The 21,495-nt window shown below is 66.1% G+C and carries 19 protein-coding genes; 13 read left to right on the top strand and 6 right to left on the bottom strand.

Going from position 1 to position 21,495, the window contains the following annotated elements; translation table 11 throughout:
• A complete protein-coding gene (gene ubiG / locus ACJASC_RS02850) occupies positions 1 to 768 on the bottom strand; it encodes a bifunctional 2-polyprenyl-6-hydroxyphenol methylase/3-demethylubiquinol 3-O-methyltransferase UbiG (RefSeq protein WP_415143387.1) in 768 nt (255 codons plus the stop codon).
• A 64-nt stretch (positions 769 to 832) separates the two neighbouring features.
• Between ubiG and pip the strand changes: the two genes are divergently transcribed.
• From pip to ACJASC_RS02825, 5 genes are all read left to right on the top strand, one after another.
• Positions 833 to 1,825 carry a prolyl aminopeptidase gene (gene pip / locus ACJASC_RS02845; RefSeq protein WP_415143383.1) on the top strand — a complete coding sequence of 331 codons (993 nt, stop codon included), beginning with the start codon at positions 833 to 835 and terminating at the stop codon, positions 1,823 to 1,825.
• A 127-nt stretch (positions 1,826 to 1,952) separates the two neighbouring features.
• A complete protein-coding gene (locus tag ACJASC_RS02840; RefSeq protein WP_415143381.1) occupies positions 1,953 to 2,945 on the top strand; it encodes an ABC transporter permease in 993 nt (330 codons plus the stop codon).
• Positions 2,942 to 4,114: an ABC transporter permease gene (locus tag ACJASC_RS02835; RefSeq protein ID WP_415143379.1), complete on the top strand. Its 1,173-nt coding sequence runs from the start codon at positions 2,942 to 2,944 to the stop codon at positions 4,112 to 4,114. Before ACJASC_RS02840 ends, ACJASC_RS02835 begins: the two co-directional genes overlap by 4 nt.
• Complete coding sequence (locus ACJASC_RS02830) at positions 4,111 to 5,754, top strand: ABC transporter ATP-binding protein (RefSeq protein WP_415143377.1); 1,644 nt, start codon at positions 4,111 to 4,113, stop codon at positions 5,752 to 5,754. Before ACJASC_RS02835 ends, ACJASC_RS02830 begins: the two co-directional genes overlap by 4 nt.
• Before the next feature lie 46 nt (positions 5,755 to 5,800).
• Positions 5,801 to 7,345 carry an ABC transporter substrate-binding protein gene (locus ACJASC_RS02825; RefSeq protein ID WP_415143375.1) on the top strand — a complete coding sequence of 515 codons (1,545 nt, stop codon included), beginning with the start codon at positions 5,801 to 5,803 and terminating at the stop codon, positions 7,343 to 7,345.
• Positions 7,346 to 7,527: 182 nt separating this feature from the next.
• Here ACJASC_RS02825 and ACJASC_RS02820 read toward each other — a convergent pair whose 3' ends face one another.
• A complete protein-coding gene (locus tag ACJASC_RS02820; protein ID WP_415143373.1) occupies positions 7,528 to 7,776 on the bottom strand; it encodes a hypothetical protein in 249 nt (82 codons plus the stop codon).
• Between the two features lie 409 nt (positions 7,777 to 8,185).
• Between ACJASC_RS02820 and dps the strand changes: the two genes are divergently transcribed.
• The 7 genes from dps (at position 8,186) to ACJASC_RS02785 (ending at position 15,550) form a co-directional block, all read left to right on the top strand.
• Complete coding sequence (gene dps, locus ACJASC_RS02815) at positions 8,186 to 8,659, top strand: DNA starvation/stationary phase protection protein Dps (protein ID WP_415143371.1); 474 nt, start codon at positions 8,186 to 8,188, stop codon at positions 8,657 to 8,659.
• A 239-nt stretch (positions 8,660 to 8,898) separates the two neighbouring features.
• Positions 8,899 to 9,393 carry a DUF2165 family protein gene (locus ACJASC_RS02810; protein WP_415143369.1) on the top strand — a complete coding sequence of 165 codons (495 nt, stop codon included), beginning with the start codon at positions 8,899 to 8,901 and terminating at the stop codon, positions 9,391 to 9,393.
• A gap of 156 nt (positions 9,394 to 9,549) precedes the next feature.
• Entirely contained in the window at positions 9,550 to 10,140 is a 591-nt protein-coding gene (gene rimP, locus ACJASC_RS02805) for a ribosome maturation factor RimP (protein WP_021692841.1), read from the top strand.
• On the top strand, positions 10,140 to 11,753 hold the full coding sequence (nusA, locus tag ACJASC_RS02800; protein WP_021692842.1) for a transcription termination factor NusA: 1,614 nt from the start codon (positions 10,140 to 10,142) through the stop codon (positions 11,751 to 11,753). The genes rimP and nusA overlap by 1 nt, the downstream gene beginning before the upstream one ends.
• Positions 11,754 to 11,761: 8 nt before the next feature.
• On the top strand, positions 11,762 to 12,385 hold the full coding sequence (locus tag ACJASC_RS02795; protein WP_415143366.1) for an RNA-binding protein: 624 nt from the start codon (positions 11,762 to 11,764) through the stop codon (positions 12,383 to 12,385).
• Between the two features lie 5 nt (positions 12,386 to 12,390).
• Positions 12,391 to 14,901: a translation initiation factor IF-2 gene (infB, locus tag ACJASC_RS02790; protein ID WP_021692844.1), complete on the top strand. Its 2,511-nt coding sequence runs from the start codon at positions 12,391 to 12,393 to the stop codon at positions 14,899 to 14,901.
• A gap of 103 nt (positions 14,902 to 15,004) precedes the next feature.
• Positions 15,005 to 15,550 (top strand): P-loop NTPase family protein, encoded by a 546-nt coding sequence (locus tag ACJASC_RS02785; RefSeq protein WP_415143364.1) that lies wholly within the window; start codon positions 15,005 to 15,007, stop codon positions 15,548 to 15,550.
• 83 nt (positions 15,551 to 15,633) lie between these two features.
• Here the strand turns inward: ACJASC_RS02785 and ACJASC_RS02780 are convergent, their stop codons facing one another.
• The 4 genes from ACJASC_RS02780 to ACJASC_RS02765 all read right to left on the bottom strand — a co-directional run bounded on the left by ACJASC_RS02780 (position 15,634) and on the right by ACJASC_RS02765 (position 18,377).
• Positions 15,634 to 15,777, bottom strand: coding sequence for a hypothetical protein (locus ACJASC_RS02780; protein WP_021692846.1), 144 nt, complete (start codon positions 15,775 to 15,777; stop codon positions 15,634 to 15,636).
• Positions 15,778 to 15,919: 142 nt separating this feature from the next.
• Entirely contained in the window at positions 15,920 to 16,318 is a 399-nt protein-coding gene (mutT, locus tag ACJASC_RS02775; protein ID WP_415143362.1) for an 8-oxo-dGTP diphosphatase MutT, read from the bottom strand.
• Positions 16,315 to 17,532: a bifunctional glutamate N-acetyltransferase/amino-acid acetyltransferase ArgJ gene (gene argJ, locus ACJASC_RS02770; RefSeq protein ID WP_415143360.1), complete on the bottom strand. Its 1,218-nt coding sequence runs from the start codon at positions 17,530 to 17,532 to the stop codon at positions 16,315 to 16,317. Before argJ ends, mutT begins: the two co-directional genes overlap by 4 nt.
• A 2-nt stretch (positions 17,533 to 17,534) precedes the next feature.
• Positions 17,535 to 18,377: a peptidylprolyl isomerase gene (locus ACJASC_RS02765; RefSeq protein ID WP_415143358.1), complete on the bottom strand. Its 843-nt coding sequence runs from the start codon at positions 18,375 to 18,377 to the stop codon at positions 17,535 to 17,537.
• A 185-nt stretch (positions 18,378 to 18,562) separates the two neighbouring features.
• Between ACJASC_RS02765 and secA the strand changes: the two genes are divergently transcribed.
• The gene (gene secA, locus ACJASC_RS02760; protein WP_415143356.1) at positions 18,563 to 21,376 is read left to right on the top strand and encodes a preprotein translocase subunit SecA; all 2,814 of its coding nucleotides are present in this window, start codon (positions 18,563 to 18,565) and stop codon (positions 21,374 to 21,376) included.
• Positions 21,377 to 21,495 lie beyond the last annotated feature (119 nt).

Genomic DNA, 21,495 nt, shown 5'->3' with positions numbered 1-21,495 from the left:
TCAGAGCGTGATCCGCTCGGGCCGCAGGCTCGAAGTGACGTAGTTCACCGACAGGTCGCGCTCCGACAGCGACCAGCTCCAGGAGATCGGGTTGAATACCATGCCCTTGCGGTCCACCGGCATCAGCCCGGCGCGTTTGAGCAGGTCGTAAAGCTCGTCGGGGGTGATGAACTTCTTCCAGTCATGCGTGCCCTTGGGCAGCCAGCGCATCACCCATTCCGCCCCGAGGATCGCCATGCCGAAGCTCTTGGCGTTGCGGTTGAGGGTCGAGCAGATGTGCAGCCCGCCGGGGCGCAGCAGGTCGTGACAGGCGGTGAGATAGTCGATCGGCGAGGCAACGTGCTCGACCACCTCCATGTTGAGGACCACGTCGAACCGCTCTCCCGCCGCCGCCATGTCCTCGGCAGTGGTGTGGCGGTAGTCGATCTCGAGGTCCGACTGCTCGGCATGGAGCCGCGCCACGGGAATGTTGCGCGCCGCCGCGTCCGCGCCGATCACCTCTGCGCCGAGCCGGGCCATCGGTTCGCACAATAGCCCGCCGCCGCAGCCGATATCGAGCAGGCGCAGCCCCTCAAAGGGCCTGTTCCGGGACAGATCGCGATCGAACTGCGCCGCGATCTGGTCGGTGATGTAGCCCAGCCGACAGGGGTTGAGCATGTGCAACGGCTTGAACTTGCCGGTCTCGTCCCACCATTCGGCGGCCATCGCCTCGAACTTGGCGACCTCCTGCGCATCGACGGTGGAGCGGGCGGGGTCGGTCTGCGGCATGGTTTCGATCCTTCTTCGTCGCGGGCGGGTGACGGCGTGGTGCTTGTGCCTATATAGGTCGGGCATGGACAAGGTCTCAGGTCACCGCCGCGCCATCGCGCATCTTCATCCCCCCGTCGAGCCCTTCGACCAGCGCATGGTCGAGGTGGGCGATGGGCACCGGATCTATGTCGAGCAATGCGGCAACCCGGACGGCAAGCCGGTGGTGGTGCTGCATGGCGGTCCGGGCGGCGGATGCAGCCCGGCGATGCGGCGCTATTTCGACGCCTCGGCCTGGCGCATCATCCTGTTCGACCAGCGCGGCTGCGGACGCTCGCGGCCCCATGCCAGCGTCGAGGCCAACACGACATGGCACCTCGTCTCGGACATGGAGCATATCCGCGAGATGCTCGGGATCGAGCAATGGGTGCTGTTCGGGGGCTCATGGGGCGCGACATTGGCGCTGATCTATGCGCAGACCCACCCCGAGCGGGCCGCGGCACTGATCCTGCGCGGCGTGTTCCTGATGACCGAGGCCGAGCTGCAATGGTTCTATGGCGGCGGCGCGGGACAGTTCTGGCCCGAGTTGTGGGAGCGGTTCACCGCGCCGATCCCTCAGGCCGAGCATGACGACCTGATCGCCGCCTATCACCGGCGGCTGTTTTCAGGCGATGCGGGCTGCGAGCTGCGCCACGCCCGAAGCTGGGCCTCGTGGGAGAACGCCCTGGCCTCGATCGACAATGACGGGCCGCTGGGCGACGGTCCGGCTGAATATGCCCGCGCCTTCTCGCGGCTCGAGAACCATTACTTCCACAATCGCGGCTTTCTCGCACCGGGGCAGGGCATCCTCGAACGGATGGACCGGATCGCGCAGATCCCGGGGCTGATCGTGCAGGGGCGCTATGACATGATCTGTCCGCCCTCCGGGGCGCACCGGCTGGCCTCGCTCTGGCCCGCCGCGCGGCTCAAGATGATTCCCCGTGCGGGTCATGCGCTGTCCGAGCCGGGCATCTCGGCCGAACTGGTGCGCGCGACCGACGCGCTGGGCCGCGGCAACGAGGGGCCGATCTTCGGCTGAGCGACGCAAGGTAATCTTCACAAGGCTTTACAGCTCCCCAAGCTTCGCTAACCTGAAGTCAATCAAGAAGGTGCGGAACCGCACCAGAGCGGCCCATGTCCCGGGCCACAGGGGAGACTTCGACAGCTTGGGGAGCGTGATACGCATCGTCCTGCAGCGTCTGGCGCTTGGCCTTCTGACGCTGCTCATCGTCTCGGCGGTGATCTTCGGCGCGGTGAACCTGCTTCCCGGCGATTTTGCGCAGGCCGTGCTGGGCCAGTCCGCGACGCCCGAGGCGGTCACGGCGATCCGCACCCAGCTCGGCCTCGATCAGCCACTGCCGGTCCGCTACGTGCAATGGCTCTGGGATGCGGCGCGCGGTGATCTCGGCGTCAGCTTCGCGCAGGCCAACTTCGCGAGCTTCACCGGGCGCGTGGACCCCTCGGCCACCGTGCTGGCGCAGATCGCCCCGCGTTTTGCCAACACCATGTTCCTCGCGGGCGTGACGGCGGCCATCGCCGTGCCGATGGCGGTGGGTCTGGGCATCCTCGCCGCGCTGTGGCGCGACACCGCCTTCGACAAGGGCGCCAACATCGCGACCCTGTCCTCGATCTCAAGCCCCGAATTCTTTCTGGCCTATATCCTGATCCTGCTGTTTGCGGTGGTGAACCCGGTGCTGCCCTCGCTGTCGAACATCTTTCCCGGCATGAGCTTTGGCGAAAGGCTGGAAAAGACCCTGCTTCCGGCCCTGACGCTGACGCTGGTGGTCACCGCGCACATGATGCGCATGACCCGCGCCGCGATCCTTAACCTGATGGCGCAGCCCTATATCGAGATGGCGCGGCTCAAGGGGATGCGGCCCCTGCGGGTGATCTGGCGACACGCGCTCCCGAACGCGCTGGCCCCCATCGTCAACGTGGTGGCGCTCAACCTCGCCTATCTTGTCACCGGCGTCGTCGTGGTTGAGGTGGTCTTCGTTTATCCCGGCATCGGCCAGCTCTTCGTCGACAGCGTGAAGCTGCGCGACATCCCTGTGGTGCAGGCCTGCTGCCTGATCTTTGCGGCGGCCTATATCTTGCTGAACCTCACCGCCGACATCCTGTCGATCATCTCGAACCCGCGTCTGAGGCACCCCAAATGAGTCTCTGGATCTGGGCCATCGGCGCGCTCGCCGCCATCGCGGCGTTGGCATGGATCGGCCTCTGGGTGGCGCGCAGGCTGAGCGGCAATGCGCCGCGCTACCGCGACATGTCCTATGGCGTGGCCTTCGGCTACGCGCTGGCGTTCGCTGCCATCGCGGGCGGGGTCTGGCTCTGGATGAAGCCGGGTGCCGTCTATTTCCGCTGGGCGGTGATGGGCTTTTTCCTCTGCGCCGTCGCAGCCTTCGTCTTTCGCCTTGCGGGGCGGCATCTGGGGCCCGAGCGGTTGAAGCGGCAGTTTCGCAAGATGCCGCTGACGGCGGCCTTCGGCATCCTCGTGATCCTCATCTATGCCATCGTCGCGATCTTTGCCGCCTGGATCGCCCCCTACGGACAGGAGGCGGTGCTGGGTGCTGCCAACGTGGTGCCGGGCGGCGACCCGGCGATGGGCGGCGATCCGGCCTTTCCGCTGGGCACCGACCGGATCGGGCGCGACATCCTCTCGCGGCTCATCTACGGCGCGCAGAACACCGTGGGGCTGGCCTTCGCGACGACGCTGCTGGCGTTCCTTCTCGGCGGCTCGCTGGGGCTTCTGGCCGCCGTCGTGGACGGCTGGCTCGATCAGGTGCTGAGCCGCGGCGTCGATGTGCTGATGGCGATCCCCTCGCTCATATTCGCGCTTTTGCTGCTCACCATCGCGAGCGTCTGGGCCGACGGCGCGCGCGGGCTGATGACGCTCTATATGGTGCTGATCATCGCGGTGATCGACAGCACGCGGGTGTTCCGCCTCTCCCGCTCGGTCGGCATCGGGATCGTGGTGATGGATTACGTCGAGGCCGCCAAGCTGCGCGGCGAGGGCATGGGGCATCTGGTGTTCCGCGAAATCCTGCCCAATGCCATGGCGCCGCTTCTGGCCGAGTTCGGGCTGCGGTTCTGCTTCGTGTTCCTGACCATCGCCTCGCTCTCGTTCCTTGGCGTCGGCATCCAGCCGCCGCTGGCGGATTGGGGCACCATGGTCCGCGACCTCGCGCAGTTCATCAACTTCGCCGCCTTCGCGCCGATGGTGGCGCTGGCGCCGCTCCTGCCGGCGCTGGCCATTGCGATCCTGACCGTGGGGGTGAACTTCGTCGTGGACTGGATGCTGCACCGCGCCTCGGGGCTGAAATCGTGACGCCGCTTCTGGAAATACGCGATCTGCGGATCGAGGGCCGCTCGGACGAGGAATGGCACCCGATCATCAATGGCATCGACCTGACGCTGGGGCGTGGCGAGGTGCTCGGGCTGATCGGCGAATCGGGGGCGGGCAAATCGACGCTGGGCCTCGCCGCGATGGGCTATGTGCGCGACGGGGTGCGGATCTCGGGCGGCGCGGTGGTGTTCGACGGCATCGACCTGATGACCGCCTCGACCGAGGAGAAGCGCTCGCTCTTGGGCCGCCGCATCGCCTATGTCGCGCAATCGGCGGCGGCGAGCTTCAACCCCGCGCACAAGCTGATCGACCAGCATGTCGAGGCGCCGGTGCGCCACGGCGTGTCCGGGCGCGGCGAAAGCGTCGAGGATGCGATCGAGCTTTATCGCAAGCTGCGCCTGCCGAACCCCGAGGAAATCGGCTTTCGCTATCCGCATCAGGTCTCGGGCGGGCAATTGCAGCGCGCTATGACGGCGATGGCAATGTCCTGCCGCCCCGATCTCATCATCTTCGATGAGCCGACCACCGCGCTCGACGTGACCACGCAGATCGAGGTGCTGGCGGCGATCCGCGACATCGTCGACCAGTTCGGCACCTCGGCGATCTACATCACCCACGACCTCGCCGTCGTGGCGCAGATGGCGGATCGCATCAAGGTGCTGCTCAGAGGCGACGAGGTCGAGACCGCGCCGACGCGGCAGATGCTGGAGCACCCGCGCGAGGACTATACCAAGTCGCTTTGGGCGGTGCGCGGCTATCACCGGCCCGAAAAGCCCGCGCCCGGCCCTGACAGCGTGCCGATCCTTTCGGTCGAGGGGGTGACGGCGGCCTATGGCGAACAAGTGGTGCTGGAGAAGGTGTCCTTCGACATCCATCCCGGCCGCACCGTCGCGGTGGTGGGCGAAAGCGGCTCGGGCAAGTCGACCACCGCGCGGGTGATCACCGGGCTGCTGCCGCCCAAGGGTGGGGCCGTGCGCTTCGAGGGCAAGGCGCTGCCGCCCGGCTACCGCCAGCGGTCCAAGGACCAGCTCAGGCAGGTCCAGATGATCTACCAGATGGCCGACACCGCGCTGAACCCGCGCCAGACCGTGGCGCAGATCATCGGCCGGCCGGTGCGCTTCTATTCCGGGCTCAGGGGACGCCGCTTGCGGACCCGCGTCGACGAGCTGCTCGACCAGATCGAGATGGACCCGGCCATTTTCCGCGACCGGTTGCCGGGCGAGTTGTCGGGCGGGCAGAAGCAGCGCATCGGCATCGCCCGCGCGTTGGCCGCCGAGCCGCGTCTCATCATCTGCGACGAGGTGACGAGCGCACTTGATCAATTGGTGGCCGAAGGCATCCTCAAGCTTCTGGCGCGGCTGCAGGACGAGCTGGGCCTGTCCTACATGTTCATCACCCACGACCTCGCCACGGTGAAGGCGATCGCCGACGAGGTGGTGGTGATGAAGGAGGGCCGGGTGATCGAGCAGGGCCCCAAGACCGCGATGTTCACGCCGCCGCACCACCCCTACACCGACCTGCTCCTGTCTTCGGTGCCCGAGATGGACCCCGATTGGCTCGACAAGCTTCTGGCCGAACGGGGAGTTGAGGCGCTGGGCGAGGCGGCAACGGGTAAGATGTGAGCGAATCGGCCCCGTGAGGCCAAAAGAAACCAAGAGGGAGAACGACATGCTGCCACAGATCAGCCGCCGGGGATTGCTCAGAAGCGGGGCCGCCGCAGGCCTGTTGTCCGTCACCGGCCTGCCGCTGCGCGCGCAGTCGCGCGGGGGCACGCTCAAGCTCGGCCTTGCGGGCGCCAACACCTCCGACAGCTGGGACGGGCGCACCCATTCCGACACCTACATGATCCTCACCGCCCATGGCGCGGTGTTCGACTGCCTCACCGAGATCGCCGCCAATGGCGAGCTGGTGGGCGAGCTTGCGACCTCGTGGGAATCGACCCCCGACGCCAAGACATGGACCTTCGATCTGCGGCAGGACGTGACCTTCCACAATGGCGCGGCCTTCACCGCCGACGACGTGATCGCCTCGCTCAAGCTGCATCTCGATGAGGATGCGAAATCGGCTGCGAGGCCGATCGTCGCCCCGATCACCGAGATGAAGAAGCTCGGTGAGCATCAGGTGCAGTTCGTGTTGGAGGCAGGCAACGCCGACTTTCCGTTCCTGATGTCGGACTATCACCTGCTGATCTATCCGCACCAGAACGTCGAGGAGGCGATCGCGCAGGGCATCGGCACCGGGCTTTACAAGGTCGAGAGCTTCGATCCCGGCGTGCGCACGCTGCTGAGCCGTGTTGACGGCCACTACAAGGACGGCAAGGCAGGCTGGTTCGACCAGATCGAGGTGATCGCGATCAATGACGGCTCGGCCCGGATGACGGCGTTGATGACCAGCCAGGTCGACGCGGTGAACAACGTGGAGTTCCAGGTCGAGCCGCTCCTGAAAGCCAACCCGCAGCTCGCGCTCAATGAGGTGACGGGCAACCAGCACTACACCTTCCCGATGCTCACTGATCTCTCGCCGATGGACAACGTCACCGTGCGCAAGGCCCTCAAGCATGCGGTGCGGCGCGAGGAACTGGTCGAGAAGATCCTGATGGGCCATGGCGCGGTCGCCAATGACCATCCGATCGGCCCGGCGAACCAGTATTACCATGCCGAGCTGGAGCAGAACGCCTATGACCCCGACAGGTCGAAGGCGCTCTTGAAGGAGGCCGGCCTCGATGGCCTGAGCATCGACCTCTCGGTTTCCGAGGCGGCCTTTTCGGGGGCGATCGACGCAGGCCTTCTGTATCAGGCGAGCGCCCGCGACTGCGGCATCGACATCAATGTCGTGCAGGAGCCGGCGGATGGCTACTGGTCCAACGTCTGGATCAAGAAGCCGTGGTGCGCCTCCTACTGGTCGGGCCGCGTGACCGAGGACTGGATGTTCACGCTGGGCTACGAGGCCGGGGCCGCGTGGAACGACACCCACTGGGAGGACCAGCGCTTCCAGACCCTGCTCAGGGAGGCGCGCGCCGAACTCGACAGCGACAAGCGCCGCGAAATGTATCACGAGATGCAGGCCCTGTGCTCGAGCGAGGGCGCCACGGCGATCCCGATGTATGCCAACTTCGTCGACGGCTACAACACCAAGCTCGGCCACCCCGAGGTGGTCGGCAACGTCTTCGACCTCGACAGCAACCGCATCTGCGAACGGTGGTGGATGGCCTGATCGGCCCTTAGGCCGCCATCTCGCACGACGAAATGCGCCGCTCCCCCGGGGGTGGCGCGTTTTTCGTTCGGATCGTAAATACGGTAGGCTGGGCCGTCATGCGAGCGGCCGGGGGCGGGCGACCCTGTCGGGCCGAGAGCCGGAAAACGGGGCGCCTCTATCCGGCGTGAAGCGCGCAGGCCCTATGCCTTGTCATCATCGGCCTTCTTCTTCAGCTCGTCATAGTTGCTGGGATCGAAATCATCGGGATCGAAGGCTTCCTCATCCTCCGAGATTCCGGTCACATAGGTCGTTCCGGTCTTTTCGTCGTAGGCGAGGCCGTAATTCGCACGGCCCTCTGACTTGTAGCGCCGGTATTCATGAATGCCGGCAAGGATGATGATCACCGTCACCGGCAGCAGGATGAGGGCAGCGAGCAGTCTGGCTTCCATGGGAGCGCTCCTTTGCGGGCTGTTCGGGGTTGTGCGGCACCGGCATGCGCGCCGCAGCGTCAGGCGCGCCAGTATTGGCAGCCGTGACGGGGTCGGAGCGTTTTTCGCCGGGGCGGCTCAGGTAGCACACCAAATGAAACTGTCGACGAGCTTTCGCTCGATCGGGGTCGGGCATGCGTCGGGTGCATGGCATGCGCCCTCGCATCGGCGCTCCTGCCCATGGGCCCCGGCACTGGGGCTGGGAAGGCGGCCGGACCGGTGAACCGGTCCTGCTTCGCTTCGGGTCCGTTGCGGCAAACGGCGCGGCTTCGCGGCTCTCCTCATGCGCGCGGGACGCAGGCAGGAACCGGGCCCTTGCACGAGCGTTGGCAAGACAACGCACGCAATCTCGCTTTGAGAGAGGATACCCATGCCCGAGAATTTCGCAGGAGAGCTGAACCAGGACGTCCGCACCCAGATGGTCGACCTGCTCAACAAGAACCTCGTCAACATGCTTGCCCTGACGCTGGCGGTGAAGCAGGCGCATTGGAACCTCAAGGGTCCGGGCTTCATCGGCGTGCATGAGCTGCTCGACGAGGCGGCCGACCGGCTGCGCGAGGGCGCCGATCTGATGGCCGAGCGCGCGGTGATTCTGGGTGGTTTCGCCCGCGGCACCGTCGAGGTCGCCGCCGACAAGGCCGAGATGGACGCCTATCCGGTGGAAGTGACTGACATCAAGCAGCACGTCGAGGAGCTGAAATCGCGCTACATGTTCGTCGGCGGCGAGGTTCGCAAGGCGATGGAAGAGGCGGGCGACGCCGGTGACGAGGACACCGCCGACCTGTTCACCGAAGTGAGCCGCACGCTCGACAAGGACGCGTGGTTCATCGGCGCCAACGCCTGATCGCCACCTTTCGGAACGACCGGACGGCCCGCTCTCCTCAATAGGAGAGCGGGCCGTTTCCGTGCGGGGCAAAGCGGCCGGCCGATCCCGGCGGAGCAATCGGGCAACGGCCTGCGGGGCATGGGGTTTTGCACGCTGGACAGTTCGGCGCGATGCCACTTCTAGTCGGCGGCGTTTCCGGTGCCTTTCACCTCAGGCGGGTGCCGGCGGCGTCACCCGACCTGCCCGAAAGGACCTTCATGCCCCTGCGTCTCTCCAAGATCGCGATGCTGCTCGGCCTCGCCCTCTTCGCCTTCCTCGTCACGCTCAACAACATCGTCGATTACGGCTCGAACTTCGCCTTCGTGCAGCATGTGCTGTCGATGGACACCACCTTCGAGGGCAACGCGTTGATGGGCCGCGCAATCACCACCGAATGGATGTGGCATGCGGGCTATTGGCTGATCATCGCGGGCGAGGGGCTGACCGCGCTGCTCCTCGGCATCGGCGCGATCCGGCTGCTCATGGCGCTGCGCGCGCCGGTGCGGGATTTCCACGCGGCCAAGAGCTGGGCCGTGCTGGGCGCGACCACCGGTTTTCTGGTCTGGTTTGTCGGCTTCATGGCGATCGGGGCGGAATGGTTCCTGATGTGGCAGTCCGATATCTGGAATGGCCAGCAGCCGGCTTTCCGTTTCTACATCACCATTCTGGCGGTGATCATCTTCGTGATGCAGCCCGACGAGGATGCGATCTGACAGGGCTCCGGGGGGTCCGTGTCACGCGACACTTGCAGACTCGTCCTGACCCCCCTATATCCCCCTCAGAACAGCGGCGCGCCGGCCTCCACAACCGGCGCCCACCGGGAAAGATCGACGGGCCGCTGGCCCGTTTTTTTGTGCTTGGAGGACCTCATGTCCGACCTCATCGCCAAGGCGGCGATCGACCGCCGCGTCCAGGAGATCATCGAGCCCGTCATCGCTGACATGGGTTTCGAGCTGGTGCGCGTGCGCCTGATGTCGGGCAAGAGCTCGACCCTGCAGATCATGGCGCAGAAGCCCGACGGCACGATCGAGGTCGACGAGTGCGGCCAGATCTCCACCGCCGTCTCGGCCGTGCTCGACGTCGAGGACCCGATCATCGACGCCTACACGCTCGAGGTCTCCTCGCCCGGCATCGACCGGCCGCTGACCCGGCTCAAGGATTTCGAGCAGTGGAAGGGCTTCGAGGCCAAGATCGAGACCGAGGAGCTGATCGACGGCCGCCGCCGCTTCAAGGGCGAGCTGGCGGGCGTCGAGGACGGCGAGGTGCTGATCGAGATCGAGGAGGCCGGCGAGACGGTCACCATCGGTCTGAAGTTCGAGTGGCTCTCGGACGCCAAGCTGGTGCTGACCGACGAGCTGATCCGCGACGTGCTGCGCTCGCGCAAGGATGCGGGCCAGATCGACGAGACCCAATTCGACGATGTTGAAACCATCATTGATGGTGATGAGGAGAACGACTGATGGCCATCACATCCGCAAACCAGCTCGAGCTGTTGCAGACCGCCGAGGCGGTCGCGCGCGAGAAGATGATCGACCCGATCCTCGTGGTCGAGGCGATGGAGGAGAGCCTCGCCCGTGCCGCCAAGTCGCGCTACGGCGCCGAGATGGACATCCGGGTCAACATCGATCGCAAGACCGGCCGCGCCCGCTTTACCCGCGTACGCACCGTCGTCGCCGACGAGGATCTCGAGAACTACCAGGCCGAGATGACCGTCGAGCAGGCCAAGCTCTATCTCGACGATCCCAAGATCGGTGACACCTTCGTCGAGGAGGTGCCCCCGGTCGAGCTCGGGCGCATCGCCGCGCAGTCGGCCAAGCAGGTGATCCTGCAGAAGGTCCGCGAGGCCGAGCGCGATCGCCAGTACGAAGAGTTCAAGGATCGCGCCGGCACCATCATCAACGCCACCGTCAAGCGCGAGGAATACGGCAATATCGTCGTCGAGCTTCCCGGCGCCGGCGAAGCCGTGCTGCGCCGCAACGAGAAGATCGGCCGCGAGGCCTACCGCCCCGGCGACCGGATCCGCTGCTACGTCAAGGACGTGCGCCGCGAGGTGCGTGGCCCGCAGATCTTCCTCAGCCGCACCGCGCCCGAGTTCATGGCCGAGCTGTTCAAGATGGAAGTGCCCGAGATCTACGAGGGCATCATCGAGATCAAGGCCGTGGCCCGCGACCCGGGCAGCCGCGCCAAGATCGCCGTGATCTCCTATGACAACTCGATCGACCCGGTCGGCGCCTGCGTCGGCATGCGCGGCTCTCGCGTGCAAGCCGTCGTCGGTGAGCTTCAGGGTGAGAAGATCGACATCATCCCGTGGAACGAGGACATGCCGACCTTCCTCGTCAACGCGCTTCAGCCCGCCGAGGTCTCCAAGGTCGTGTTCGACGAGGAGGCCGAGCGCATTGAGGTCGTGGTGCCCGAGGAGCAGCTGTCGCTCGCCATCGGCCGTCGCGGTCAGAACGTGCGTCTGGCCTCGCAGCTCACCGGTCTCGACATCGACATCATGACTGAAGAGCAGGAGAGCAAGCGCCGTCAGGCCGAGTTCGAGACCCGCACCAAGCTGTTCATGGACACGCTCGACCTCGACGAGTTCTTTGCGCAACTTCTCGTCTCCGAGGGGTTCACAAATCTCGATGAGGTCGCATATGTCGATCAGGACGAGCTGCTGGTGATCGACGGGGTCGACGCCGACACCGCCGCCGAGCTTCAGGCGCGGGCCCGCGACTACATCGACGCCCAGAACAAGGCCGCGCTGGAGCGCGCCCGCGAGCTTGGCGCCGAGGACAGCCTGATCGGCTTCCCGGGTCTGAGCCCGCAGATGGTCGAGGCGCTGGCCAAGGACGGCGTCAAGACGCTCGAGGACTTCGCGACCTGCGCCGATTGGGAACTGGCCGGCGGCTGGACCACCGAAGGCGGCGAGCGCGTGAAGGATGACGGCGTGCTCGAGCCCTTCGAGGTCAGCCTCGAAGAGGCGCAGGAACTGGTGATGACCGCGCGCGTGGCGCTCGGCTGGGTCGATCCCGACGAGCTTGCCGCCGATGAGGCTGCCGCCGCCGCGAACGACGAAGAAGAGGCCTGAGGCAAGAGATGGGTCGTGGTGGAATGAAAGCGGAGCGGGCCGACGGGCCGGAGCGGAAATGCATCGTCACGGGTGACGTGCAGCCGAAATCCGGGCTGATCCGCTTCGTGATCGGCCCCGACGGCCAGGTGGTGCCCGACATCCTCGGCAAGCTGCCGGGGCGGGGGATCTACGTCACCGCCGAGAAGGCGGTGATCGAGACGGCCAAGCGCGGGCAGTTCGCCCGCGCCGCCAAGGCGCCGGTGACGGTGCCGGAGGGTCTCGCGGCCGAGGTGGAGCGCCAGCAGGCGCGCCGCGTCGTCGACCTGATCGCTCTGGCGCGCAAGGCGGGGCTCGCGATCGCGGGCTTCGAAAAGGTGAAATCCGCGCTCGCGGGCGATCACGTCCGCGTGCTGTTGCAGGCCTCGGATGGCTCCGAACGCGGCAAGAGCAAATTGTGGACCCCTACGGGGGCAAGATATTACGGCTGCCTGACCTCGGACGAATTGGGTTTGGCTTTCGGTCGGCAAAGTGTGATACACGGCGCGCTCGCTGCTGGCGGACTCAGCGACCGTGTTGTAGAGGAGGCCGCGAAACTGCGCGGTCTGCGAGAGAGCAACGGCGGCGATACGGCCTCCGGGAAGGATATGTAAATCTGATGAGCGATACCGACGGCAAGAAACCTCTTGGTCTGCACGGGTCCCGTCCGGGGAACGTCAAGCAGAGTTTTAGTCATGGCCGGACCAAGAACGTCGTGGTCGAGACCAAACGCAAGCGCGTCGTGGTGCCGAAGCCCGGTGGCGCGGCCCAAGGCACGGCCGCGACTGGCGTGGTGAGGGGCGATCCCTCCAAGCGCCCGGCGGGGATCAGCGAGGCCGAACTCGAGCGCCGGATGCGCGCTCTCGCCCTCGCCCGGTCGCGCGAGGCCGAAGAGGCCGAGAAGCGCGCCGCCGAGGAGGCTGCCCGTGCCGAAGAGCGTGAGCGCCGCCGCGCCGAGATCGAGGCCAAGGAACGCGAGGACCGCGAGCGCGAAGAGGCGCTCAAGGCCAAGGCCGAGGAAGAGGAGCGCAAGAAGCGTGAGGCCGAGGAAGCCGCGCGCCGTGCCTCCCAGCCCGCGCCGCAGCAGCCCGCGGCCCAGCCTGCCGCCGCGCCCGGCGAGATGCCCGCAGGCGGTCAGCGTCCGAACTCCGCGCCCCGCAAGGCCGGCGATCGCGATCGCGACGCCCGCGCCGACAAGAAGGCCAAGCCCGCCGCCAAGGGTGGGGTCGACAACCGTCGCTCGGGCAAGCTGACGCTGAACCAGGCGCTGTCGGGCGAAGGCGGCCGTCAGCGGTCCATGGCCCAGATGAAGCGCAAGCAGGAGCGCGCGCGCCAGAAGGCGATGGGCGGCCATGTCGAGCGCGAGAAGGTCGTGCGCGACGTGCAGCTGCCCGAGGTCATCACCGTGGGCGAGCTTGCCAACCGCATGGCCGAGCGCGTGGCCGACGTGGTCAAGTCGCTGATGAACAACGGCATCATGGCGACGCAGAACCAGTCGATCGACGCCGACACCGCCGAGCTGATCATCGAGGATTTCGGCCACCGCGTCGTCCGCGTCTCGGATGCCGACGTCGAACAGGTGATCGAACAGGTCAAGGACAAGCCAGAGGACCTGCTCGACCGTGCGCCGATCATCACCGTGATGGGCCATGTCGACCACGGCAAGACCTCGCTGCTCGACGCGATCCGCAAGACCAAGGTCGTCTCGGGCGAGGCCGGTGGCATCACCCAGCATATCGGTGCCTATCAGGTCGAAGCCGCCAACGGCACGCGCCTGACCTTCCTCGATACGCCCGGCCACGCGGCCTTCACCTCGATGCGTGCCCGTGGCGCGCAGGTGACGGACATCGTGGTGCTGGTGGTCGCGGCCGATGACGCGGTGATGCCGCAGACCATCGAGGCGCTGAACCACGCCAAGGCCGCCAAGGTGCCGATGATCGTGGCGATCAACAAGGTCGACAAATACGACGCCAACCCCGACAAGGTCCGCACGGACCTGCTCCAGCACGAGGTCATCGTCGAAAAGATGTCCGGCGACGTGCAGGACGTCGAGGTGTCGGCGATCACCGGCAAGGGTCTGGACCAACTGCTCGAGGCGATCGCGCTGCAGTCCGAGATCCTCGAGCTCAAGGCCAACCCGAACCGTCCGGCGCAGGGTGCCGTGATCGAGGCGCAGCTCGACGTGGGCCGCGGCCCGGTCGCGACCGTCCTCGTGCAGAACGGCACGCTCAAGCGCGGCGACATCTTCGTCGTGGGCGAGCAGTGGGGCAAGGTCCGCGCGCTGGTCGACGACAAGGGCGAGCGCGTCGAGGAGGCCGGTCCCTCGGTCCCCGTCGAGGTGCTGGGTCTCAACGGCACGCCTGAGGCGGGCGACGTTCTCAACGTCGTCGCGACCGAGGCGCAGGCCCGCGAGATCGCGGAATACCGCGCCAACGCCGCCAAGGAGAAGCGCGCCGCCGCCGGTGCCGCGACCACCCTTGAGCAGCTCATGGCCAAGGCCAAGGAAGACAAGAACGTCTCCGAGCTGCCGGTGGTGGTGAAGTCCGACGTGCAGGGTTCGGCCGAGGCCATCGTTCAGGCGATGGAAAAGATCGGCAACGACGAGGTCCGGGTCCGGGTGCTGCATTCGGGCGTGGGCGCGATCACCGAGAGCGACATCGGCCTCGCCGAGGCGTCGGGCGCTCCGGTCTTCGGCTTCAACGTCCGGGCCAACGCGCCCGCGCGTCAGGCCGCGAACCAGAAGGGCGTCGAGATCCGCTACTACAGCGTGATCTACGACCTCGTGGACGACGTGAAGCAGGCGGCCTCGGGCCTTCTGTCGAACGAGATCCGCGAAAAGTTCATCGGCTACGCCAGCATCAAGGAGGTCTTCAAGGTCTCCAATGTCGGCAAGGTCGCGGGTTGTCTCGTTACCGAAGGCGTGGCACGCCGCTCCGCCGGTGTCCGCCTGCTGCGCGACAACGTCGTGATCCACGAGGGCACGCTCAAGACCCTCAAGCGCTTCAAGGACGAAGTGTCCGAAGTGCAGTCGGGTCAGGAATGTGGCATGGCCTTCGAGAACCACGAGGACATCCGCCCCGGCGATGTCATCGAGATCTTCGAGCGGGAATCGGTCGAGCGGTCGCTCTGATCCGATCATCCGATCCACTGAACACGAAAAAGGGGCAGCCTTCGGGCCGCCCCTTCGCGTTTGCAGAGTTGACGGGAACGGCCGGGATCGTAATTCAGACCCGATGAAACGGGTGATGATCATCGGGCAGCCCGGTTCGGGCAAATCATGGCTGGCGCGGCGGATGGGCGAGATCACGCATCTGCCGGTCGTGCATATCGATGCCATCCATTGGGCGCCCGGCTGGGTCGAGCGACCGCGCGCAGAAAAGGACCGGCTGTGCGCCGGAGTTCATGCGCGGCCCGAATGGATCTTCGAAGGCGGACATTCATCGACATGGGAAGCACGGCTGGATCGTGCCGATACGGTGATCTGGCTCGATCTGCCGCTGGGTCTGTGTCTGCGGCGGGTGCTGTGGCGCAGCCTGAGCAACTGGGGACGCAGCCGTCCGGAGCTGCCGCCGGGATGCCCGGAACGCTTCAATGGCGAGTTCGTGCGATACATCTGGCGCGCGCGCCGGTCGCAGCGGTCGAAGCTGTGTTGGTTTTACGGGCAGGTTCCCGAGGACAAGGATCGCCACCATTTGCGAAGTCGGCGCGAGGTCGCGGACTATCTGGGCGGGCTCTCCGAAGCGGTGGCAAGCGGGAATCTCGGTCTGCCGCATCGCTGAGAGCTGGGAAAATTGAAAAGGGACGGCCTTGGGCCGTCCCTTTCGCGTTCGGATACTCGTGAAACTCTGTACGCGAAAGGGCCTCAGGCGGCTTGGGGACCACTGTTGGCGGGACGCCCCTCATAGAGACGTTCACCGACACGAACCAGCATCCGGCCGTTCGCGAGCTGTTTGACAAGAAGGCCCTGCACCGAGATGCAGCTACCGATCAGGATGGTTTGCAGCATGATGGACTCCATACAATCAATGGTGAGTCCACTATAGGCGGTGATTTATGAACAACCTACTGTAGCTGACAAATATTTGACGACATATGGAACCAATTGCCTTGTTCTGACGCAGCGTTTGCACGTGCCCGGTTCGGGAACCTCACAGCCAGTCGCGCAGCACGGGAATCAACGGCAGATCGGCTGGCGGCATCGGATAATCGCGCAGGCGGTTCGGCCGCACCCATTCCAGCGCCTGATTCTCGCGCCCATGTGGCTGGCCCTGCCAGCGGCGGCAGGCAAAGAGCGGCATCAGCAAATGGAAGCTCTCATAGGCATGGCTGGCAAAGGTGAGCGGCGCGAGGCAGCTCTCCTGTGTGTCGATGCCCAGCTCCTCGTGCAACTCTCGGATCAGCGCGGCCTCGGGGCTCTCGCCCGGCTCGACCTTGCCACCCGGAAACTCCCACAGCCCGGCCATCGACTTGCCGACGGGGCGCTGCGCGAGCAGCACCCTTCCATCGGCGTCGATCAACGCCACCGCCGAGACGAGGACGATCTTCACGAGCGGTAGTCGGCGTTGATGTCGATGTAGCGATGCGTGAGATCGCAGGTCCAGGCCACGGCCTCGCCGGAGCCGAGCCCGAGATCGACGTCGATGACGATCTCCTGACCCTTCATGTAGGCGGCGGCCTTCTCTTCGTCATAGGCGGGGCTGACCCAGCCGTTCTGGGCCACCAGGATCTCGCCGAAGCGGATCGAGAGCCGGTCGCGGTCGGCCTCGGCACCGGATTTGCCCACGGCCATGACGACGCGGCCCCAATTGGGGTCCTCGCCCGCGATCGCGGTTTTCACCAGCGGCGAATTGGCGGTGGCCATGGCAACCTTGCGGGCGTCGTCGTCCGAAGCCGCGCCGGTGACGCGGATCTCCACGAACTTGGTCGCGCCCTCGCCGTCGCGCACCACCTGATGCGCGAGATCGAGCATCACCCGCTCCAGCCCGGCCGCGAAATCGGCGCTGCCGGTGACATCGACGCCCGAGGCCCCGGTCGCGGCCATCAGCAGCGTGTCCGAGGTCGAGGTGTCGCTGTCGACGGTGATGCAGTTGAAGGTTCGGTCTGTGATCTCGCGCAAGAGGTCCTGCAGCTTGGGCTGGTCGATCAATGCATCGGTGAAGATATAGACCAGCATCGTTGCCATGTCGGGCGCGATCATGCCCGAGCCCTTGGCGATGCCGGCGATCTTCACCGGCTTGCCGTCGATGGAGACGGTTTCGGTCGACCCCTTGGGGAAGGTGTCGGTGGTCATGATGGCGCGCGCGGCACCCTCGATGCCCGCAGGCTCCAGCGCGGCGTTCAGCTCTCCCAGCTTGGCAACGATGCGCTCATGCGGCAGCGGCTCACCGATCACGCCGGTCGAGGAGGTGAAGACGCGCGCGGCGTCGATGCCGGTGGCCTGCGTCACGGCGGCGCAGATTTCGGTCACCGAGCGTTCGCCCGCCTGACCGGTAAAGGCGTTGGAATTACCGGAATTGACGAGAAAGGCGGCGCGGGAGGTGTCCGCGCCGATCTTGGCCTCGCAGTCGCGGACCGGGGCAGAGCGGGTGGAGGAGCGCGTGAACACCCCCGCCACCGCCGAGCCCGGCTCCAGTTCGGCGAGCATCACGTCGGTCCGGTTCGCGTATCGCACCCCGGCCGCGACCGACGCGAAACGCACGCCCGCGATCTCGGGCAGGGCGGGAAAGGCGGCGGGCGCCAGCGGCGAGACCGGACCGGCCATGATCAGTTGCCCTCTTCGAGCAGACCGAGGTCGGTCAGCAGGGCCGGGTCGAAGGCGCCCTCTTCGGGGCGGGTCACCTCGGCTTCGCTCTCGAGCTCGACCAGACGCTCCTCGATCTTGCTTTGCTGGATCTGGCTGGCGAGATCGTCGCGCACCTCTTCGAGGGCGGGCGGCTCCTGACTGCGGGTGTCATCGAGGCGGATGATGTGAAAGCCGAACTGCGTCTCGACCGGCGTTTCGGTGGTCTCGCCCTTCTCAAGCTCGGCCACGGCGTCCTGGAACGGCTCGACCATCATGCCTTCGGCGAACCAGCCAAGGCTGCCGCCTTGCGCGCCCGAGCCGGGATCGGTCGAGACTTCCTTGGCGATTTCGGCAAAATCCTCGCCCGCCTCGAGCCGCTCCATCACCGCTTGCGCCTCTTCCTCGGTCTCCACGAGGATGTGGCTGGCGTTGAACTCCTGCGTCGCCTCGGCATCGGCGAAGGCCTCGTCATAGGCGGCCTGAATCTCCTCTTCGGAGACCTCCTCGCCCATCATGGAGTTGATCGCTTCGCCTGCGAGCAGCGAGCGGCGCTGGTTCTGCAGGGCCAGCTCGACCCGGACCGGAGTGTCTTCGAGCGTGTCGGCGAGCACCTGCTGCTGCACCAGCTGGTCGAGAATGCCCTGAAACAGGGTCTCTGGCGGCAGCTGCTGGTACTGCTGCGGCAGCTGGCTGCGGGTGATGATCATCTCGCCCAGCGTGATCTCGGTGCCGTTCACGGTGGCGACGACATCCGAGGCCTGCTGCGCGGAGGCCATCGAGGCGAGGCCGGCCATCAGGGCGGCGACGGGCAACGTGCGGATCATGTGGTTTCCTTCCTGGCCGCGCGGGGACCGCGTCCCGGGCGCGACGTTGACACTCGGTCTCCCGCCCCTTACATCGCCGGATGGGCTGGCAAAGGGCGGCACTTGCGCCCTATCTATGCCCCACATGCGGGGGCGACAAGCGACCTCCTTGCAGATCAAGTCACGACGGCAGGAGACAATCGCCAATGCTGGGTATCGGATCGCTGGCCAAGAAGGTCTTCGGCACGCCGAACGACCGCAAGATCAAGTCCACGCGACCGCTGATCGATCAGATCAACGCGCTCGAACCCGAGTTCCAGGCGCTGGACGATGAGGGCCTCAGGGCCAAGACCGCCGAGTTCAAGGCACGGGTCGAGAAGGGCGAGAGCCTCGACCACCTTCTCCCCGAGGCCTTTGCCAACTGCCGCGAGGCGGCGCGCCGCGCGCTGGGGCTCAGGGCCTTCGACACGCAGCTCATGGGCGGCATCTTCCTGCATCAGGGCAACATCGCCGAGATGAAGACCGGCGAGGGCAAGACCCTCGTGGCGACCTTCCCGGCCTATCTCAACGGCCTGTCGGGCAAAGGCGTGCATGTCGTCACGGTGAACGACTATCTCGCCAAGCGCGACGCCGAATGGATGAGCAAGGTCTATGGTGCGCTGGGTCTGACTACCGGGGTGATCTATCCCCAGCAGCCCGAATCCGAGAAGAAGGGCGCCTACGCCGCCGATATCACCTATGCGACCAACAACGAGTTGGGCTTCGACTACCTGCGCGACAACATGAAGTCCGAGCTGGCGCAGATGAACCAGCGCGGCCACAACTTCGCGATCGTCGACGAGACCGACAGCATCCTGATCGACGAGGCGCGCACGCCGCTGATCATTTCGGGGCCGAGCGAGGACCGCTCGGATCTCTATCGCAGCATCGACCGTGTGATCCCCGACCTGACCGAGGCGCATTACACGCTCGACGAAAAGACCCGCTCGGTGACCTATACCGACGAGGGCAACGAGTTCCTCGAGGCGCGGCTGCTCGCGCTCGGCATCCTGCCCGAGGGGCAGACGCTCTATGATCCCGAGAGCACGACCATCGTGCACCACGTCAATCAGGGACTCAGGGCGCACAAGCTCTTCACCCGCGACAAGGATTATATCGTCCGCGACGGGCAGGCCGTGCTGATCGACGAGTTCACGGGCCGCATGATGCAAGGCCGCCGCCTGTCGGACGGTCTGCATCAGGCGATCGAGGCCAAGGAGGAGCTGGAGATCCAGCCCGAGAACGTGACACTGGCGAGCGTCACTTTCCAGAACTACTTTCGGCTCTACGACAAGCTCGCCGGCATGACCGGCACCGCGCTGACCGAGGCCGACGAATTCCACGAGATCTACCGCCTCGGCGTGGTCGAGGTGCCGACCAACCGACCCATTCAGCGGATCGACGAGCACGATCAGGTCTATCGCACCGCCCGCGAGAAGTTCGAGGGCGTGGTGAAGGCGATCAAGGAGTCGCATGAAAAGCGCCAGCCGATCCTCGTCGGCACCACCTCGATCGAAAAGTCCGAGTTCCTGAGCCAGATGCTCGAGAAGGAGGGCATCCCGCATAATGTGCTCAACGCCCGCCAGCACGAGCAGGAAGCACAGATCATCGCCGATGCCGGCAAGCTCGGCGCGGTGACCATCGCCACCAACATGGCCGGCCGGGGCACCGACATCCAGCTTGGCGGCAATGTCGAGCTCAAGGTGCTTGAAGCGTTGGCCGCCGACCCGGAGGCCAACCCCGACGAGATCCGCGCGCGGATCGAGGCCGAGCACGCCGACGAGAAGAAGGCCGTGCTCGAAGCGGGGGGGCTCTTCGTGCTCGCCACCGAGCGCCACGAAAGCCGCCGCATCGACAACCAGCTGCGCGGCCGCTCGGGCCGTCAGGGCGATCCGGGCCGCTCCTCGTTCTTCCTGTCGCTCGAAGACGACCTGATGCGGATCTTCGGCTCGGAGCGCCTCGAGAAGGTGCTGTCGGGTCTCGGCATGAAGGAAGGCGAGGCGATCGTGCATCCTTGGGTGAACAAGTCTCTCGAGCGCGCGCAGGCCAAGGTCGAGGGGCGCAACTTCGACATCCGCAAGCAGCTCCTGAAATACGACGACGTGATGAACGAGCAGCGCAAGGTGATCTTCTCCCAGCGCCGCGAGATCATGGAGGCCAAGGACCTCTCCGAGATCGTCGCCGACATGCGCCATCAGGTGATCGAGGACCTCGTCGCGACCCACATCCCTCCCAAGGCCTATGCCGACCAATGGGATACCGAAGGGCTCTATGCCCAGTCGCTCCAGAAGCTCGGCATCGATGTGCCGGTGATGAAATGGGCCGAGGAGGAGGGCGTCGACGACGAGATCATCCGCGAACGGCTCGAGAAGGCATCCGACGAATTGATGGCCCGCAAGACCGAAGCCTTCGGTCCCGAGACCATGAAGAGCATCGAGAAGCAGGTGCTCTTGCAGACCATCGACGCCAAGTGGCGCGAGCATCTGCTGATGCTCGAACACCTGCGCTCGGTGGTGGGATTCCGCGGCTATGCGCAGCGCGATCCGCTCAACGAGTACAAGACCGAGAGCTTCCAGCTCTTCGAGGGGCTGCTCGACGGGCTGCGCGCCGAGGTGACCGAAAAGCTCGGGCAGGTGCGGCCGATCTCCAAGGAGGAGCAGCAGGCGATGCTGCAGCGCGCGATGCAGGCGCAAGCGGCCCGCAACCCGGCGGCCGCTGCCGGTGCCGCTGGCACCGCTGGCGCCACAGGGGTGAACGCGGCCGGTGCCGATGCGGCGCCCACCGCGCAGGCGCCCCGGCCGCAGGCCGCGCCGGAGATGGCCACCGCTGGCGCGGCGCCTGCCGCTTTGGCCAGCTCGACCGCCCCGGCACGGGCGAACTTCGACGAGAGCGACCCCAAGACCTGGGGCAGCCCGTCGCGCAACGAGCCGTGTCCCTGCGGGTCGGGAGAGAAGTTCAAGCACTGCCACGGCAAGCTCTGAAAAGAGGCGCGCCTGTCGGGCGCGCCCTGATTTTGCCCGGATGACTCCCTCAACAGGCCGGCTTGCCGTCGCGCGCCGGCCTTTTGCCCCGCCTAGTCTGGACCGACCAGATGGGTAGG

The organism is Limimaricola cinnabarinus (genome assembly GCF_047631075.1).
In the GTDB taxonomy this organism is placed as follows: domain Bacteria; phylum Pseudomonadota; class Alphaproteobacteria; order Rhodobacterales; family Rhodobacteraceae; genus Limimaricola; species Limimaricola cinnabarinus.
The sequence above is the reverse complement of the archived record's forward strand: the minus strand, read 5'-3'. Positions and strand labels throughout refer to the sequence as shown.

Coding starts and splice junctions, on each gene's coding strand:
- infB (WP_021692844.1), top strand. CDS start 12,391: ATGAGCGATACCGACGGCAAGAAACCTCTTGGTCTGCACGGGTCCCGT.
- nusA (WP_021692842.1), top strand. CDS start 10,140: ATGGCCATCACATCCGCAAACCAGCTCGAGCTGTTGCAGACCGCCGAG.
- ubiG (WP_415143387.1), bottom strand. CDS start 768: ATGCCGCAGACCGACCCCGCCCGCTCCACCGTCGATGCGCAGGAGGTC.
- ACJASC_RS02785 (WP_415143364.1), top strand. CDS start 15,005: ATGAAACGGGTGATGATCATCGGGCAGCCCGGTTCGGGCAAATCATGG.
- secA (WP_415143356.1), top strand. CDS start 18,563: ATGCTGGGTATCGGATCGCTGGCCAAGAAGGTCTTCGGCACGCCGAAC.
- pip (WP_415143383.1), top strand. CDS start 833: ATGGACAAGGTCTCAGGTCACCGCCGCGCCATCGCGCATCTTCATCCC.
- ACJASC_RS02795 (WP_415143366.1), top strand. CDS start 11,762: ATGGGTCGTGGTGGAATGAAAGCGGAGCGGGCCGACGGGCCGGAGCGG.
- argJ (WP_415143360.1), bottom strand. CDS start 17,532: ATGGCCGGTCCGGTCTCGCCGCTGGCGCCCGCCGCCTTTCCCGCCCTG.
- ACJASC_RS02820 (WP_415143373.1), bottom strand. CDS start 7,776: ATGGAAGCCAGACTGCTCGCTGCCCTCATCCTGCTGCCGGTGACGGTG.
- ACJASC_RS02765 (WP_415143358.1), bottom strand. CDS start 18,377: ATGATCCGCACGTTGCCCGTCGCCGCCCTGATGGCCGGCCTCGCCTCG.
- ACJASC_RS02810 (WP_415143369.1), top strand. CDS start 8,899: ATGCCCCTGCGTCTCTCCAAGATCGCGATGCTGCTCGGCCTCGCCCTC.
- ACJASC_RS02835 (WP_415143379.1), top strand. CDS start 2,942: ATGAGTCTCTGGATCTGGGCCATCGGCGCGCTCGCCGCCATCGCGGCG.
- ACJASC_RS02825 (WP_415143375.1), top strand. CDS start 5,801: ATGCTGCCACAGATCAGCCGCCGGGGATTGCTCAGAAGCGGGGCCGCC.
- dps (WP_415143371.1), top strand. CDS start 8,186: ATGCCCGAGAATTTCGCAGGAGAGCTGAACCAGGACGTCCGCACCCAG.
- ACJASC_RS02780 (WP_021692846.1), bottom strand. CDS start 15,777: ATGCTGCAAACCATCCTGATCGGTAGCTGCATCTCGGTGCAGGGCCTT.
- rimP (WP_021692841.1), top strand. CDS start 9,550: ATGTCCGACCTCATCGCCAAGGCGGCGATCGACCGCCGCGTCCAGGAG.